This window comes from Nocardia sp. NBC_01377, assembly GCF_045040005.1.
Classification (GTDB): Bacteria; Actinomycetota; Actinomycetes; order Mycobacteriales; family Mycobacteriaceae; genus Nocardia; species Nocardia noduli.
In genome coordinates, this window is sequence record NZ_CP109566.1 from 4,224,358 (window position 1) to 4,240,997 (window position 16,640).

At 67.9% G+C, this 16,640-nt stretch carries 15 protein-coding genes; 7 read left to right on the forward strand and 8 right to left on the reverse strand.

All coding sequences use genetic code 11. The features are described 5' to 3' along the window. Positions 1-38: 38 nt before the first annotated feature. From OG225_RS19530 to OG225_RS19545, 4 genes are read right to left on the reverse strand one after another with little or no spacing between them, the layout of a single operon-like run. Positions 39-1,085, reverse strand: coding sequence for a CaiB/BaiF CoA transferase family protein (locus tag OG225_RS19530; RefSeq protein WP_405182976.1), 1,047 nt, complete (start codon positions 1,083-1,085; stop codon positions 39-41). Next, positions 1,082-2,038, reverse strand: coding sequence for an LLM class F420-dependent oxidoreductase (locus tag OG225_RS19535; protein ID WP_405182977.1), 957 nt, complete (start codon positions 2,036-2,038; stop codon positions 1,082-1,084). Before OG225_RS19535 ends, OG225_RS19530 begins: the two co-directional genes overlap by 4 nt. A gap of 37 nt (positions 2,039-2,075) precedes the next feature. Continuing rightward, entirely contained in the window at positions 2,076-2,474 is a 399-nt protein-coding gene (locus tag OG225_RS19540) for a cobalamin B12-binding domain-containing protein (protein ID WP_109530481.1), read from the reverse strand. Continuing rightward, positions 2,474-4,051 (reverse strand): methylmalonyl-CoA mutase family protein, encoded by a 1,578-nt coding sequence (locus OG225_RS19545; protein WP_109530625.1) that lies wholly within the window; start codon positions 4,049-4,051, stop codon positions 2,474-2,476. The genes OG225_RS19540 and OG225_RS19545 overlap by 1 nt, the downstream gene beginning before the upstream one ends. Before the next feature lie 100 nt (positions 4,052-4,151). Between OG225_RS19545 and OG225_RS19550 the strand changes: the two genes are divergently transcribed. Then, positions 4,152-4,988, forward strand: a complete 837-nt coding sequence (locus OG225_RS19550; protein WP_405182978.1) for an SDR family oxidoreductase — start codon at positions 4,152-4,154, stop codon at positions 4,986-4,988. Between the two features lie 59 nt (positions 4,989-5,047). Here the strand turns inward: OG225_RS19550 and OG225_RS19555 are convergent, their stop codons facing one another. Beyond that, positions 5,048-6,148, reverse strand: coding sequence for an XdhC family protein (locus tag OG225_RS19555; protein ID WP_405182979.1), 1,101 nt, complete (start codon positions 6,146-6,148; stop codon positions 5,048-5,050). Positions 6,149-6,569: 421 nt separating this feature from the next. Between OG225_RS19555 and OG225_RS19560 the strand changes: the two genes are divergently transcribed. The 6 genes from OG225_RS19560 (at position 6,570) to OG225_RS19585 (ending at position 12,601) form a co-directional block, all read left to right on the forward strand. Next, positions 6,570-8,921: a xanthine dehydrogenase family protein molybdopterin-binding subunit gene (locus OG225_RS19560; RefSeq protein ID WP_405182980.1), complete on the forward strand. Its 2,352-nt coding sequence runs from the start codon at positions 6,570-6,572 to the stop codon at positions 8,919-8,921. After that, positions 8,918-9,793, forward strand: a complete 876-nt coding sequence (locus OG225_RS19565) for an FAD binding domain-containing protein (protein WP_405182981.1) — start codon at positions 8,918-8,920, stop codon at positions 9,791-9,793. The genes OG225_RS19560 and OG225_RS19565 overlap by 4 nt, the downstream gene beginning before the upstream one ends. Next, a complete protein-coding gene (locus tag OG225_RS19570) occupies positions 9,786-10,334 on the forward strand; it encodes a (2Fe-2S)-binding protein (RefSeq protein WP_405182982.1) in 549 nt (182 codons plus the stop codon). The genes OG225_RS19565 and OG225_RS19570 overlap by 8 nt, the downstream gene beginning before the upstream one ends. A gap of 28 nt (positions 10,335-10,362) precedes the next feature. Continuing rightward, the gene (locus tag OG225_RS19575; RefSeq protein ID WP_405182983.1) at positions 10,363-11,073 is read left to right on the forward strand and encodes an SRPBCC family protein; all 711 of its coding nucleotides are present in this window, start codon (positions 10,363-10,365) and stop codon (positions 11,071-11,073) included. Positions 11,074-11,289: 216 nt separating this feature from the next. Then, positions 11,290-11,973, forward strand: coding sequence for a TetR/AcrR family transcriptional regulator (locus tag OG225_RS19580; RefSeq protein WP_405182984.1), 684 nt, complete (start codon positions 11,290-11,292; stop codon positions 11,971-11,973). A 94-nt stretch (positions 11,974-12,067) separates the two neighbouring features. Continuing rightward, complete coding sequence (locus tag OG225_RS19585; RefSeq protein WP_405182985.1) at positions 12,068-12,601, forward strand: carboxymuconolactone decarboxylase family protein; 534 nt, start codon at positions 12,068-12,070, stop codon at positions 12,599-12,601. Positions 12,602-12,664: 63 nt separating this feature from the next. On the opposite strand, the gene OG225_RS19590 is transcribed toward OG225_RS19585, so the two are convergent. The 3 genes from OG225_RS19590 to OG225_RS19600 form a co-directional block, all read right to left on the reverse strand. Further along, a complete protein-coding gene (locus OG225_RS19590; RefSeq protein ID WP_216909571.1) occupies positions 12,665-13,840 on the reverse strand; it encodes an acyl-CoA dehydrogenase family protein in 1,176 nt (391 codons plus the stop codon). Further along, on the reverse strand, positions 13,824-14,822 hold the full coding sequence (locus OG225_RS19595; protein WP_405182986.1) for an acyl-CoA dehydrogenase family protein: 999 nt from the start codon (positions 14,820-14,822) through the stop codon (positions 13,824-13,826). Before OG225_RS19595 ends, OG225_RS19590 begins: the two co-directional genes overlap by 17 nt. Before the next feature lie 252 nt (positions 14,823-15,074). After that, positions 15,075-16,478 carry a cellulase family glycosylhydrolase gene (locus tag OG225_RS19600; RefSeq protein WP_405182987.1) on the reverse strand — a complete coding sequence of 468 codons (1,404 nt, stop codon included), beginning with the start codon at positions 16,476-16,478 and terminating at the stop codon, positions 15,075-15,077. Positions 16,479-16,640: the final 162 nt, after the last annotated feature.

Sequence of the window (16,640 nt, forward strand, 5' to 3'; positions counted from 1 at the left end):
ATATCACGGGCCGCCCCAGGGTTTCGTCGCGCACGGACTCAGTCGTCGTGCTCACCGAGCCGAGGCGGCGGGCCGTACGCGGGCTCGTACCCGTCGATCCGGATCGGATTGCCGACCAGACGGAACTGTCCCGCCGTCACCACCGCGTCCGGACTGGTATCCAACGCCTCCGGCAGATCCCGCACGGCGGCGGCGGGAATGCCCAACGGGCGCAGGCGCGCTTCCCAGCCGACCGCGGTGTCGGCGGCCAACGCGGTGGTGACCGCGTCGAGCACCTCGGTGCGGCGCACGGCGCGATCCGCCATCAGTTCGAACCCGTCGACGCCCGCCTCGGCGGCGAAGGTCTTCCAGAACCCGTCGTGGGTCACGAACAGCGCGAGGTAGCCCTGCGCCGTCGGGAAGATCTGGGCCGGAACGTAATACGAATGCGCGCCGTGGGGGCGGCGCTCCGGTCGCTTACCGTCGTTGAGGTAGGCGGCGGCGTGGTAGTTCAACTGCGACAGCATCGTCTCGTAGAGCGAGACATCCACCTGCCCGCCCCGACCGGACACGATCTGGGCCAGCAGGCCGAGCGCGGCGGTCAGGCCGGTCGAGTTGTCGGCCGACGAGTAGCCGGGCAGGGTCGGCGGACCCGTCGGATCGCCGGTGAGCGCCGCGATGCCCGCGGCGGCCTGGACGATGTAGTCGAACGCCGGATCGTCGCCGCCGTAGAGCCCGTATCCGGTGATCGCGACGCAGACGATCTTCTCGTTGTACTGCCGCAGCGCCTCGTAGGTGAGGCCGAGTCGCCGAATAGCCGACGGCTTCAGATTCACCAGCAGCGCGTGCGACTGCCCGACCAGTTCACCGAGACGGGCGCGGCCCGCCTCGCTGCCGATCTCGATACGGACGCTCCGCTTCCCACGGTTGAGGCTGGCGAAATAGCTGTCGCTGACCTGTCGTGAGATATCGCCGGTCGCGGGCTCCACCTTGGTGACCTCGGCCCCGAGATCGGCGAGCATCATCGTCGCGTACGGACCGGCGAGCATGGTGCCGACCTCGAGTATCCGAATTCCGGCCAGCGGGCCGGAATTCGGACCGCTCATCGCAGCTCCTGGGCAAGCGCCGCGATCATCTCCCTGGTGCGCTGCTTGGACGCCACCAGTTCGTCGCGGGTCTCACCGATCGGCAACAGCCGGATCGACATATCCGTCGCACCCGCGTCGGCGTAGCGCCGCAGACCGGCCTCGATCTGCTTCTCGTCACCGGCGATACACATATCTCCGACGTTCTGCGCCGACCCCTGATCCAGCAGACGCTGGTAGTTCGGCGAGACCTCGGCCTCGGCGAGAATGCGATTGGCGCGCGCCTTCGCCTCGTCGACCCGGTTGGGTTCGCACAGGCAGACCGGAAGTCCGGCGACCACGCGCGGCGCGGGCCTGCCCGCGTCCGCGGCGGCCTTGCTGATCTTGGGGACGATATGGCTCTCGATGGCGCGCTCGTCGGCCATCCACAGCACGGTGCCGTCGGCCTGCTCGCCCGCGATGCGCAGCATCACCGGTCCCAGCGCGGCGATCAGCACCGGCACCGGGGCGACCGGGCCGAGATCGAGGGGGTTGTGCACCGTGAACGTGTCGTTCTCCACGTCCACCGAACCCGAACCGAGCAGTCCCGCGTTGAGCACCTCGAGGTAGTCGCGGGTGTAGGCGGCGGGCTTGTCGTAGGGCAGGCCGAGCATATCGCTGACGATCCAGTGGTGCGACGGGCCGACGCCGAGCGCCAACCTGCCCCCGGCAGCGGCCTGCGCCGACAACGCTTGGCGGGCCAGCGCGATGGGATGCTGCGCCTGCAACGGCACCACGGCGGTACCCAATTCGATACGCGAGGTTTTCAAACCCATCGCGGCGATCGTGATCAGGGCGTCGAAATCGGTGGGGATCTGCGGGATCCACGCGGTGTCCATCCCCGCCGATTCGGCCCACTCGATATCGCGGAGCATGCGCTCGAGCTTGCGCCCGGAGTCACCCTTCTCCGGCCCGATCATTACTCCGATACGCACTGTTCCTCCAAGCTGTGTGTCGTCGGCATCCGTTGGATCACGGGGCCGGTGTTCCGGTCAGTGCGCGAATCTCGGTGACGAGCGTCTCGAGCGGGGTGCTGGTCGGGAACACCGCCTTCGCACCGGCCTCCAGCAGTTTCGGCACGTCGGCCTGCGGGATGGTCCCGCCGACGACCACCGCGATATCACCGGCGTCGGCCTCGCGCAGCGCGTTCACCACGCGGGCGGTGAGCGCGACGTGCGCGCCCGACAGGATGCTGAGTCCGACGACGGCGACGTCCTCCTGCAAGGCGATGGAGACGATGTCCTCCACACGCTGGCGAATCCCGGTGTAGACCACCTCGAATCCGGCGTCGCGCAGCGTACGGGCGACGATCTTCGCGCCGCGGTCGTGTCCGTCCAGACCTGGTTTGGCGACCAGTACGCGAGCGGGCATCAGAACACCACCGGCTGCTGGAATTCGCCCCATACCGACTTCAGCGCGGCGGTCATCTCACCGACCGTGCAGTAGGCGTTGGCGCAATCGATCAGGCGATGCATCAGGTTGTCGTCTCCTTCGGCGCCGCGCGAGAGCGCGGCAAGGGTGTCGCGAACGGCGGCGGGATCACGTTCGGCTTTCACCCGCGCCAGTCGCTTGAGCTGTCGCTCGCGCCCCTCGGCGTCGAGTTCGTAGGTACCGATATCGGGGGCGGGTTCGTCGGAGACGAATTTGTTGACACCGACCACCGGGCGTTCGCCCTTCTCCACCTCGTGGTGGAGTTTGAACGCCTCGTCGGCGATGAGGCCCTGGAGGTAACCGTCTTCGATGCAGCGCACCATGCCGCCGTGATCGTCGAGGTCACGCATGATCTCGATGATCTTCTCCTCGGTGGCGTCGGTGAGCGCTTCCACGAAGTAGGAGCCGCCGAGCGGGTCGGCGACCCGGGTCACGCCGGTCTCGTAGGCCAGCACCTGCTGGGTGCGCAGCGCCAGGGTGGCCGAATCCTCGCTCGGCAGCGCGAACGGCTCGTCCCACGCGGCGGTGAACATCGACTGCACCCCGCCGAGCACCGAGGCCAGCGCCTCGTAGGCGACGCGGACCAGGTTGTTCTGGGCCTGCGGCGCGTACAGCGAGGCGCCGCCGGCCACACAGCCGAAGCGGAACATCGAGGCCTTGTCGGTGGTCGCGCCGTACCGCTCGCGCACCAGGGTCGCCCAGCGACGCCTGCCCGCGCGGTACTTCGCGATCTCCTCGAAGAAATCGCCGTGGGTGTAGAAGAAGAAGGAGATCTGCGGGGCGAACTGATCGATCGTCATCCGGCCGCGCTCGACGACGGTGTCACAGTAGGTGACGCCGTCGGCCAGCGTGAACGCCATCTCCTGCACGGCGGTCGCGCCCGCGTCGCGGAAATGCGCCCCGGCCACCGAGATCGCGTTGAACCGCGGTACCTCCGCGGCACAGAACTCGATGGTGTCGGCGATCAGGCGAAGCGAGGGCTCCGGCGGCCAGATCCAGGTGCCGCGCGAGGCGTATTCCTTGAGGATGTCGTTCTGGATCGTGCCGGTCAGCTTCTCCCTGGGCACACCCTTCTTCTCCGCGGCGGCCACGTAGAAGGCCAGCAGGATCGCGGCGGTGCCGTTGATCGTGAAGCTCGTGCTGATCTTGTCCAGCGGGATGCCGTCGAAGAGCACCTCGGCGTCGGCGAGGGTGTCGACCGCGACACCGACGCGGCCGACTTCCTCACTCACCTCGGGGTCGTCGGAGTCGTACCCGCATTGGGTGGGGAGGTCGAGCGCGACCGACAAGCCGGTACCGCCCTGCCCGAGCAGGTAGCGGTATCGCTCATTGGACTCTTCGGCGGTTCCGAAACCGGAGTACTGCCGGAAAGTCCACAGTCGCCCCCGGTAGCCGGTGGCGAAGTTTCCGCGCGTGAAGGGATAAGCGCCCGGGTCGGGCGGGTCACCGCGCCGGTCATCCGGTCCGTAGATCGGCTCCAGCGGGATTCCGGACGAGGTCTGCACTTGGTTGTTCATCATTGAATACGATACTTTCGCAAAAGGAGAATGCCAATACCGTTTGGTGTGAACGAGACCGCAAAATATTCTCGGGACACTCTCGGGACTGAGGAGAACGATGTCCGATCAGGAAACACAACTGACCGACCGCACGCTGGTCGTCTCCGGCGCGAGTCGCGGAATCGGGCTGGCGATCGCCCTCGCCGCCGCCGAGCAGGGCGCGAACGTCGTGCTGCTCGCCAAGACCGCCGAACCGCATCCGCGGCTGCCCGGCACGGTCCACACCGCGGCCGCCGACGTCGAGGCCGCAGGCGGACACGCCGCGGCGGTGGTCGGCGACGTGCGTAACGAAGAGGACGTCCAGCGGGCCGTCGACCTCGCCGTCGAACGGTTCGGCGGCGTCGACCTGGTCGTGAACAACGCCAGCGCCATCGCCACCGAGCCGACCGAGCAACTCTCGGCCAAGAAGTTCGACCTGATGCAGGACATCAATATCCGCGGCACCTTCCTGCTGACCAAGGCCTGCCTGCCGCACCTGCGCAAGTCGGCCAACGCGCACGTGCTGACCATCGCGCCCCCGATCAACATGAATCCGTACTGGCTCGGCGCGCACCCGGTCTACACCCTCTCCAAATACGGCATGAGCCTGCTGACCCTCGGCTGGGCCACCGAGTACGCCGACGCCGTGATCGCCTTCAACTGCCTGTGGCCGCAGACCTATATCGCCACCTCGGCGGTCGCCAATCTCGACAACGGCGAGGAGCGCCTTAACGCCGCCCGCAGCCCGCGCATCATGGCCGACGCCGCCGTCGCGATCATGACCCAGCCCTCGGGCAAGATCACCGGGAACACCTTCATCGACGAGGACGCGGTGAAGCGCTTCACCGGCATCGACGACATGTCCCGCTACGGCGGCGGCGACAACCCCACGCTCGACCTCTTCCTCGACGCCTGATCCACGAGCGCGGTTCCCGGCGGTATCGGCCGGGGACCGCACCTCGAGCCCCCCGATGTTCACCCCGTGGCGAGTTGCTCGGCCGGTGTCACGCCGGACACGAGGCCACCCGGATGAATGGGGCGATCGGTCACCGACAGCGGCCGTGCCGAACCACCCCGTCGCACGGCGACGATCTCCGCGCCGATCGCGACGGCGGTCTCCTCCGGCGTCTGCCCGCCGAGTTCGAGGCCGATCGGCGAACGCAGCCGACGCAACTGCTCGTCGCCCAGTCCGGCCGCGCGCAATCGCAGCCTGCGTTCCCGGTCCGCGCGCCGCGACCCCATTGCGCCGACATAGGCCACCGGACGTCGCAGCGCCTCGACCAGTACGGGAATGTCGAATTTCGGATCGTGGGTCAGCACGCAGATCACGGTGCGCGCGTCGACGTGGGTGCGCGCGAGATAGGTGTTCGGCCATTCCCGCACGACCTCGTGCGCGTCGGGCATCCTGGCCGGATCGGCGAAAGCGGGACGCGCCTCGCACACGGTGACGTGATAGCCGAGCAACCGGCCGACCCGGCACAGCGCGGTGGTGAAATCCGTCGCGCCGAAGACCAGCATGCGCGGGGGCGACGCGAACGATTCTACGAAAACCGTTCTTTCCCGATCAGCGCAGCCGATCACCCGCACCGCGGTGCTCGCGGTGTCGAGCATGGCCCGCGCCCGAGCCACGAGCGTCGGGTCGGCGTCGGGCCCGACCACGCTGTCCGGGCGCAGCGCCAGCATCTCCCCCGACTCCAGATCGCGCACGAGCGCGACCGGTCCACCGTCGGCGTCGAGCACGGCTTCGATGATCGGATACCGGTCCGGGGTGACCCGATGGACCAGAATCTCCAACTCACCGCCACAGGTCAGGCCGACGGCAAAGGCGTCGCTATCGCTGTATCCGAAAATCTCGCGGACTGGCTCACCGGTCTCGAGCACACGACCGCACAATTCGAGGACCGCGCCCTCGACGCATCCTCCGGACAGACTCCCCCGAATATTGCCCTCGGCGTCGACGGCCATCGTCGCCCCGGGCGGGCGCGGCGCGCTTCCGGTCACGCCGACCACCGTGGCCAGCACATACGGGGCTCCCGCGGCATGCCATCGCAGCAGATGCGCACCGAGTTCACGCATGGGAGTCCTCTCGCAGTCATCGGCTCCGGCCCGCGAGAACGGCCCGCCGCCGATCGGATGGGAGCCTGCCAGGGACTCCGATCACGTCGCACTGTCAGCGAGAATACAATTCTCGTACGATTCTAGCGACATATCCGTTTACGGCATAGGAGGTTGACATCCCGCGAATCTCAATGCTAAACACATGTTCAGCATCCACGAACGGCACCCGTCGTCCCGCGAGCGGCCCGCAGCCCCGGCCCGCGCGCCCGACGCCGACCTCCGATCACGATGCCCCTCACGATGTCCGAACTCGCCGACGGCGCCGAAGCCCGCGCGGGGCGGCACCGGTCGGCATCCGAGGTGAACGGAGTACCAGCCGGATGACTTCTTCCAGGCAGCCCATCGGGGTGGACGGCGGATACGGCCGGAGACCCGCGCGATGACCCGCACGCACACCCCTCCCAGCACCGGCGTTGTCGGCTCCCGGGTACCCCGGGTCGAGGACGCGCGCCTGGTCACCGGAGCGGGCACCTTCGTCGACGACGTCACGCGGCCCGGCATGGTGCACGCGTGTTTCGTCCGCAGCCCGCTGCCACGCGCGCGCATCGGCGACATCGACGTCTCCGGCGCGCTCGAACTCGACGGCGTACTGGCCGTCTACACCGCCGCCGACCTCAATCCCACCGCGCACCAGATCTCCTACGGGCTCGACATGATCGGCATGCCGCCGGTGCCGCGTCCGCCGCTGGCAGAGGAGGAGGTCCGCTTCGTCGGCGACCCGGTGGTCCTCGTGATCGCCGTCGATCGCTATATCGCCGAGGACGCCGTCGAACAGGTGATCGTCGACTACGAGCCGCTCGACCCGGTGGTCGACTACATCACCGCGGGCGAATCACCGAACCTCGTGCACGCCGGTTTCGCCGGTAATTCCGCGGGCGAGATCGGCGGCCGACCGGCCTCCGACCTCGCGCCGATCTTCGACTCGGCCGCCCACGTGGTGCGCCAGCAGATCTTCCAGCAGGCCTATTCGCCGGTGCCGATGGAGACAAGGGGCATCGTCGCGGAATGGTCGATCCCCACCTCGGAGATGACGATCTGGGCCTCCACCCAATCCCCCTTCGAGGTTCGCGGTTTCACCGCGCGACTGCTCGGCATCGACGAGCACCAGGTGCGCGTCCTCGCCCGGGACACCGGCGGCGGCTTCGGCATGAAAGTCGCGCCGCTGCGCGAAGAGGCCTGCGTGCTGCTGGCGGCGCGCACACTCGGCTCGGCGGTGAAATGGATCGAGGACCGGCAGGAAAACCTCATGTCCGCCGGGATGTCGCGACACGAACACGCCTCTGTCGGAATGGCTTTCGACGAGGATGGCAAGATCCTGGCCGCCTCCATCGAGCACACGCAGAACGTCGGCGCCTACCCGGCGCCCTCACCGATCACCGGCGGCGTTCCGGTCGGCATGCTGTTCCCCGGCCCCTACCGGGTCACGAACGCCTCCTTCCACGCGAAATTCCTCTACTCCAACACCGTCGGCCGGATCGCCTACCGCGGACCGTGGCAGTTCGAGTCGGTGGCCCGCGAAGTGCTGCTCGATCACGCCGCGCGGCGGATCGGCATCGACCCGATCGAACTGCGCCGACGAAATATCCTGCGCCGCGACGAATTCCCCTTCCCCAACCCCAACGGCATGGTCTACGACAACGCCTCCCCGATGGAGACGTTGGAGCAGGCGGTCCAGATGCTCGACTACGACGCCTTCCGCGCCCAGCAGCGCGCCGCCCGCGCCGAAGGCCGCTACCTCGGCGTCGGCACCTGCACCTATATCGAGCCGACGGCGGGCGCGAGTCCGTTCCTGAGCACCGAGGGCGCCACCATCCGGATCGCGCCCAGCGGCAAGGTCAACGTCTTCGTCGCGGGCGGTTCGGCGGGTAACAGCATCGAGACCACCGTCGTCCAGTTGACCGCCGACGCGCTCGGCGCCGATATCGCCGATGTGCGCACCGTGCAGGGTGATACCGCCGTCACCCCCTTCGGCGGCGGCACCCAGGGCAGTCGCTCCGGTTCGATGACCGCGGGCGCGATCGCCGCGACGGCCGCGCCCCTGCGCGAGCGCATCATCGCGATCGCCGCGCATCGTCTCGGCGTCGCCGTGGACGAGATCGAGTTCGCCGCCAGCAGGGCCACCGTGGTCGGCACCCCCGACAAGGCGCTCACACTGGCCGAGATCGCCGAGATCGCCTACCTCCAGGCCGACGCGCTGCCGCCGGGCATACCGCCCGGTCTCGAGGCCGTCGGACGGCACAAGACCACGCAGATGGCGATCTGGGCCAATGCCACCCACCTGTGCACCTGCGAGGTCGATATCGAGACCGGCGAGGTGACACTGCTTCGCTACATTGTGAGCGAGGACTGCGGCCCCATGATCAACCCGGCCGTGGTCGAGGGCCAGATCTACGGCGGCACCGTGCAGGGCATCGGCGGCGCGCTCTACGAGAATCTCGCCTACGACGAGAGCGGCAACCCGGTCGCCACCACCTTCCTCGACTACCTGATGCCGACGGCGTCGGAGGTGCCGCGCATCGAGGTCGGTCACGTCGAGACCCCGAGCCCGGGGCCGGGCAGTTTCAAGGGCGTCGGGGAGGGCGGGGCGATCGGTTCGACACCGGCGATCCTCAACGCCGTCGCCGACGCGCTGTCGCCGTTCGGTGTGGAGATCTCGAAACTGCCGCTGTCCCCCGCCACGATCGTGTCGATGCTCGACGAGGCGCGCGCCGCCGGAAAGGGTCCCGCATGAAACCGGCGGCCTTCGAATACCACGCCCCCGCCACCGCCGAGGAGGCCGTGACCCTGCTCGCCGACCTCGGCGAGGAGGCCAAGATCATCGCGGGCGGTCAGAGTCTGATGCCGATGCTGGCGTTGCGGCTCGCCGTCTTCGACCATCTGGTCGACCTGCGCAAGGTGACCGAATTGCGCGGCATCCGGACCAGCGACGACACGGTGTGGATCGGGGCGGGGACGACCCATGCCGAGGTCGGCCGGTCCGAGGAGGTGCGGCGCGCGGTGCCGCTGCTGGCGCGGGCCACCCCGCACATCGGGCATTTCCAGATCCGCAATCGCGGCACCATCGGTGGCGCGATCGCCCACGCCGACGCGGCGGGTGAATATCCGACGGTGGCACTGACGCTGGACGCCGAGATCGAGACGCTGTCCCCCCGTGGCCGCCGCGTCGTCCCGGCCGCCGAATTCTTCACCGGCATGTGGTCGACGGATCTGGAGGCCGACGAGATCGTCACCGCGATCGGATTCCAGGTCCGGCGCGGCCGCTGCGGCTACGCCATCGAGGAATTCACCCGCCGCAGTGGCGATTTCGCGATGGCGGGAGCGGCGATCGCGGTCCGCCTCGACGCGGATTCGCGGATCGAGAGCGCCGCGATCGGACTGATCGGACTGGCTCCGACACCGGTGCGGGCCAGAACCACCGAGGCCGGACTCGTCGGCCGTTCGATCGACGATATCGACGTCGAGGAAATCGGCCGGTCCGCCACGGCGGGACTGGATTCGGTGACATCGGATGTGCACGGCTCCGCCGACTATCGGCGCAGGGTCGGCGCGGCAATGGTGGTGCGCGCGTGGCGTCGTGCCGTAGAGGAGGCGAGCGATGACTGATATCGAGATCGAGGTCACGATCAACGGTGCGTCGCGCCGCGACATCGTGGCGCCGCGACTGACCCTGGCCGACTACCTGCGCGAGAAATGCGGGCTGACCGGAACCCACCTGGGCTGCGAACACGGTGTGTGCGGCGCGTGCACCGTCATGCTCGACGGCGACGCGGTCCGGGCCTGCCTGATCTTCGCCGTGCAGGCCGACGGCGCCGAACTCACCACGGTCGAGGGCATCGCGGCCCCCGACGGCACCCTGTCCCCCGTGCAGGCCGCGTTCCGTGCCGAACACGGGTTGCAATGCGGTTTCTGCACCCCCGGCTTCATCGTGTCGGCCACCGCCTTCCTGCGCGCGAACCCGGACCCGACCGAACCCGAGATCCGCGACGCGATCTCGGGCAACCTCTGCCGGTGCACCGGATACCAGGGCATCATCCGGGCCGTTCGCGCCGCGGCCGATTCCATCGCCGACGCGCACGGCGACCGGACGAACAATTCCGATGCGAACGATGCGGAGACGACCGACGCCGCGGCGCGGCAGTCGTGAACATCCGCGCGACCTCTGAAGGACACCAATGAAACTCGACAACACCTTCACGATTCCCGTCCCCGCCGCGCAGGCCTTCCCGGTGCTGCTCGATCTGGAACGCCTCGCCCCCTGTGTGCCCGGCGCGACCATCACCTCCAAGGAGGGCGACGACTACCACGGCAAGATCAAGGTCAAGCTCGGTCCCGTCGGCCTGAGCTACAGCGGTGTCATCAAGGTCGTGTTCCAGGACGAGGACGGCGGCATCGCCGTGCTGGAGGGTCGCGGCCGCGAGACCCGTGGCAACGGAACGGCCAAGGCGACCATCACCTGCCGCCTGGTCGAAACCGACGGCATCACCGAGGTTTTCGTCGACACGGATCTGGCGATCACCGGCAAACCTGCCCAGTTCGGGCGTGGCGCGCTCGCGGACGTGGCCGGAACGCTGATCGGCCAGTTCGCCGCCAACCTGGCCGAGGAGATCACCGCCTCGACACAGGGGGCGCCCGGCGGCGAACCCGCGCCGCCGACTCTGGCCGCCGTCCCGCCGTCGGAGCAGGTGAGCCCGGCCGCGTCCTCGGCGTCCACCGCCACGGCGCCGACCTCGTCGGCGCCCCGTAAACCGGCCGAACCGATCGATCTGCTCGCCGCGGCGGGAGCGGGCAACGCGACCAAACTCGGCGGCCTCGCCTTCGCCGGTGTCGCGGCGCTGTTGCTCGCGGTGCTGCTCCGCAGGCGTTCGTCCAAGCCGACGGCCTGATCGGCGCGGTCTTCCGTACCGGCCTCGTCAGGAGCGAGGCCGGATACGCGCCCCACCGGGCCTGAGAACGTAGTTCTTGATTTTGGATAGTCTCGATCTTTCTGATAAGAATTGAGATATACGAATCAGTAGAATGTTCCTTCCCTTCCGGTACTATTCAATGATGTTCATCCTCCGGAGGGCTTCCGCCCATCGATGCACCGGCTCGAGGTCTCTATGAGCCGTACCGATGAAGGCAACGTGCCCGCGTGGAAGCAACGCGCGGTGGACCGCTCGCTCCGGACGGCTAAAATCCGTGCGAGTCAACGGGTTCAGCGCTTTCTCGACGCGGCGCAGGCGATCATCACCGAGAAGGGCAGCACCGATTTCACGGTGCAGGAGGTCGTCGACCGGTCGCGACAGTCGCTGCGCAGTTTCTACCTGCAATTCGACGGGAAACACGAACTGCTGCTCGCGCTCTACGAGGACGCGCTCGGCCGGACCGTCGAACAGATCCGCGCCGCGACCAGCAACAGCGTCGAACCGCTGGAGAAGTTGCGCACCGCGGTCGAACTGCTCTTCCAGCTCTGCCGTCCCGACCCCGACGCCAAGCGGCCGCTGTTCACCGAATTCGCTCCGCAGCTGCTCAGTTCGCATCCCGCCGAGGTGCGCATGGCGCACGCGGCACTGTTCGCGCTGTTCACCGAGCTGATGACCGAGGCGAACAAGTCGACGCGGCTACAGCGCGACGCGAACCCGCGCAGGCTGGCCGCGATGACCATGCATACCGTCATGTTCATCTCCCAGCCCGCGAGCGTGGACTCCGACGCCCGACCGCTCAGCGCCGCCGAGGTGTGGAACTTCTGCGCCAACGGCATCACCGCCCGCTCCGACGAGGCGGAGGATCGCCTGCTCACCTGAGGTGCGCGCGGTGGTTTGACTGGGGGACACGGATTTGAAAATGTGTTAGTCAAGAATGCAAATCGCATTCTCGCTAGGTGATCAGGAGGACGCGATGAGATTGGGCCCCCTTCCGGAGGAAGAGTGGGACGACGAAGTGATCAGCGCGTTGTCCCGCATGCTGCCCGCCGAGCGCCGCAACGCCGAGAAGGCGGGCAACGTGCTCACCACCATGGCGCGCCACCCCGCGCTGACCAAGGCGTTCCTGACGTTCAACGTGCACCTGCTGTTCCGGTCCACGCTCACCGAGCGCGTGCGTGAACTGGCAATCCTGCGTGTGGCCTACCGCCGCAACTGCGCTTACGAGTGGGACCATCACGCCAGGATGGGCATCGACGCCGGACTCACCGAGACCGAGGTCGAGGCGGCGCGCGGCAACGCCCAGATCACCGACGATTTCGATCTCGCCATCCTGCGGGCGGTCGACGAACTCGACGAGAAGTCGAATCTGTCGGACGAGACGTGGGCCGCGCTGAGCGAACGCTTCAGCGAGCGCCAGATCATGGATTTCGTCTTCACCGTCGGCGCGTACGCCATGCTGGCGTCGGCGATCAACACCTTCGGCATCGAGGTCGACACCCGGCACTGACCCCGCCGACGACTCGGGGGCGGTACGCGAATCGCGTACCGCCCCCGAACTGTCTATCCGCGCTCAGGCGCGCGGCAGGCCGAGCACCCGCTCGGCGATGATGGTGCGCTGGATCTCGGAGGTGCCGCCCGCGATGGTGCCGGCGAAACTACGCATGTAACGCTCGAACCACCCCGACGAGAAATGATCCAGCGACATCCGACTCGGCGGCGAGCTCAGGGTCGGATGCGCGAGCCCTTCCAGCCCGACCGAGTACAGAGCCTGTTCGGAGGCCGTCTGGATCGCCTCCGAACCGAGCACCTTCAGGATCGACAGCGCGGGCACATCCTGCTCGTTGCGCGCCTCCCTGGCCAGTGCCGCCGAGCCGAGCAGCCGCAGCGCCTGGTTGTCCATGACCAGCTTCGCGAAGGCGTCGTGATCCTGCACGCTGTGCGGACGGAAATCACCGAGCAGATCCTCGAGCCGATCGGCGAAACTCAGCCACAGCAGCGTGCGCTCGTGTCCGAGCGACCCGTTCGCCACCGACCAGCCGCCGTTGACCTCGCCGATGAGATTCTCGGCGGGCACCCGGACGCCCTCGAAGTAGACCTCGTTGAAGTCCAGATCGTCGGGCGAGCACACCGAGGGGAACGGCCGCCTGGTCACACCGGGCGAATCGGTCGGGATCAGCAGCACGCTGATGCCCTTGTGCTTGGGCGCGGTCGGATCGGTGCGCACGAAGGTGAGCAGTACATCGGCGTCGTGCGCGCCCGAGGTCCAGACCTTCTGGCCGTCGACGACGAATTCGTCGCCCTCGCGAACCGCGCGAGTACGCAGCCCTGCCAGGTCCGAACCGGCGCCCGGCTCGCTCATGCCGAGCGCGGCGGTGATCTCCGCGCGCAGGATCGGCACGGCCCAGCGGCGCTTCTGCTCCTCGGTGCCGAACGACAGCAGCGAGGCCGCGATGATGCCGAGGCCCTGCGGGTTGAAGCTGTGGTAGATCCGCCGCTTGGACAGTTCTTCCAGGTGCACGTACTGCTGGATCAGCGTGGCGTTGCGCCCGCCGAACTCGGGCGGATTGGCGGGCAGCAGCCAACCGCTGTCGAACATCAGCCGCTGCCACTGCCGTGCCCACTCCGGAACGTCGGCGCTGGATCCGGACCGCTCGACGGCGACGTCCTCGCCGGGCAGGTTGGCGTCGAGGAAGGCGACGAATTCGGCCCGGAATTCCTCGACATCGGAATCAAACGTGAGCTGCACGGTACTCCTCGGAGATCAGCGCACGGTGCTCGGCCGCGCCGCCGAGCAGCAACTCGCCGGCCTTGGCTCGCTTGAGCGCGAACTGTAGGTCATTTTCCCAGGTGAACCCCATGGCGCCGAAGAGTTGAACCCCGTGCCGGAACACCACGGACTGGCATTCGCCCGCCGACGCCTTGGCCATCGAGGCCGCCAGCCGCCTGCGCGGGTCGTCGGAGGCCAGGCACAGCGCGGCGAAATAGCCGAGCGCGCGGGCGCGTTCGATCGCGATGTGCATATCGGCGGCCTTGTGCTTGACGGCCTGGAACGATCCGATGGCGGCGTCGAACTGCTTGCGGGTGCGGACGTGTTCGAGGACCAGATCCAGAATCCGCTGGCAGGCGCCGACGGTGGTCACGGCCATGCCGGTCAGCGCGTGCTGACGCGCGCGTTCGGTGTCGATACCGCTGCGGTCGGCGTTGCCGACCGACACATCGGAGAAGGTGACCTCGGCGACATGCAGCACCGGATCGAAGATCGCGGTGCGGCGCACGGTGACCGCGGACGCGGGCACGACGAAGACACCCGCGGGCGTGACCACCGCGAACTGCTCGGCGCGGTCACCGTCGAGCACGTGGCGCGCGGTGCCGTTCAACCGCCAGCCCGCGCCGTCGCGGCTGGGCACCACACCCGAATACACGGCGGTACCGGGCCGATCGATCGCTCCCGTGTCGGGAACGAGGGGGGCGAACTGCGAGACCGACGCGAGGAAGGGCGTGGGATCGGTGGCCCGACCGAGGCCCTCGAGCACGATGGCCAATTCCACGGCGAGGTCCGGATCCGTCAGTTCGGTCCAGCCGAGACCGACGTAGGTCTGCCATAGCTGACCGGCGTCGAGGTCCTTGTCGACGATGTCTCGAATGAGCGCCGGTGGGCACTCTCTAGCCGTGACCTCACGCACCGTATCGCGCAATAGTCGCTGGTCGGCGTCGAACTCGAACAGCATCTCAGCCTCCCTCCTTTCGCGGAATGAAGATGTACTTCCATGAGAATAACATTCTCAATTCCGAAAGGACCGATCTGATTCCCCCTCTGACCACGCCGATTTCCCGCCCCCGCAGGCTTGACATCCACCACTGAACCGCCTAGGCGCGCACGGGCACCGCATATATCCGACAAGAGACACGACCCGATTCACCCGCGTAGTCGGACTGTCGGCGTCGCACGCCGAGGACGTTCGCCGCGTCCTCGGCGTCGATCACCGCCGCGTGACCGTCACCGTCACCGGGTCCTGCCCGGGGGCGGCGGTCAGTTCGAGCATCGGGGCGTCGGGTTCGGAGACGACATCGGCGCCCTGGACGTCGACGTCGTAGCCGCCGGGGTAGATGCTCCGCGGCAGCGACACCTCGGTCCGGGCTCCGAGGGGGAACGGCTGGCCGGAATCGACGCGAACGGCGCGGTAGCGCAGGGTGAAAGCGCCGGTCGCGCTGTCGTAGCGCCATTGCAGCGGAGTGCCCGCGACCGCCTGCGGATAGGCCCGCACGATCGCCGGGTCCATCAGGTCGGGACCGGTGGGCGGTTCCTGCGGATGACCCGGCGTCTGGTTCTGCGACAGGGACCAGAGCATCCAGGAGACCATGCGGTCGTCGTAGAGATCGCCGAGACGGGTCAGTTTCGACCAGTCCCTGGTCGCGCCGAATTCGGTCACCATCCCGACGACGCCCTCGCGGTCGGCGCGATCCAATCCGCTGCTCACACAGGCGTCGTCCCGACCCACGCAGTAGTCGTGGAAGCTCATCCCCGCGTTCGGATCACCGGTCGGATTCGGCATCCAGTTCGGAGTGCCGAAGTCGTTGGTCACCGAAGGCTCGTAGAACAGCACGTGTTTCGAGTCGACCCGGCGGATGGCGTTCATCACCTCGGCCTGGAACGGGGCGAGGACGTCGTTCTCGAACCGGGGGCAGCCCTGCGGGAAACAGGTCGGGTATTCCCACCCCGGCCACGGCTCGTTGATCAGGTCGTAGCCGAGCACATACGGTTCGTCGGCGAAGCGTCGCGCGACGTGCTCCCACATGGCCGCGTAATGATCCCGCACCCCGACGCCGTCGGCCGCGGCGCGGTTGCGATAGAAATTCGCCCACGTCTGGTTCTGCGCGGGGCTGACGAAGTAGACCAACGGGAAGCCCGGATCGGGCTGCAACGGGAACCCGTCGGTGAATGTCGCCCAGTTCGGGAACCCGCTCCAGCTCGCGCCGACCGATTCGTTGAACGCGTCCTGATGGGAATCGATGAGACTGTAGATGCCGTACTCCGCCAGCACACCCTGGGTCTGCGCGATCTGCGCGATGTAGTCGTCGTCGTAGACGCCCGGCTGCGGCTCGACGGCCGTCCAGGCGAACCCGAGCCGGACCGCGTTGACACCGTGCTCGGCCAGGTACCGGGCGTCCTCCTCGCCGAAACCGCCCGCCGCGGGGAAGTACGGCGGATATTTGTAGACCATGTTCACACCGTGCACGGTGATCACCCGGCCCTGTTCGTCGGTGAGCCAGCGCCCCGCCTGCACCAGATCCGACGCCGTCGGCGTCGCCGCGGCCGGTACGGTCAGTCCGAGCAGCAAGACGACCAACCCGAGACACCGAGCGGCCGAGGACATGAGGGTCATCGCGCAAACCTTTCGACGAGTGCGCCGACCGCCCCGCTACGGCACCGTCGACTCGAGCGAGAGAAGCTCCGATACGCGGCCGCCGTCGAATCCCCGGCACCGCTGATGCGGAAATGCTATATCTCCGCGACCGGATGGGATCACGACACTCCAAGCCCCCGT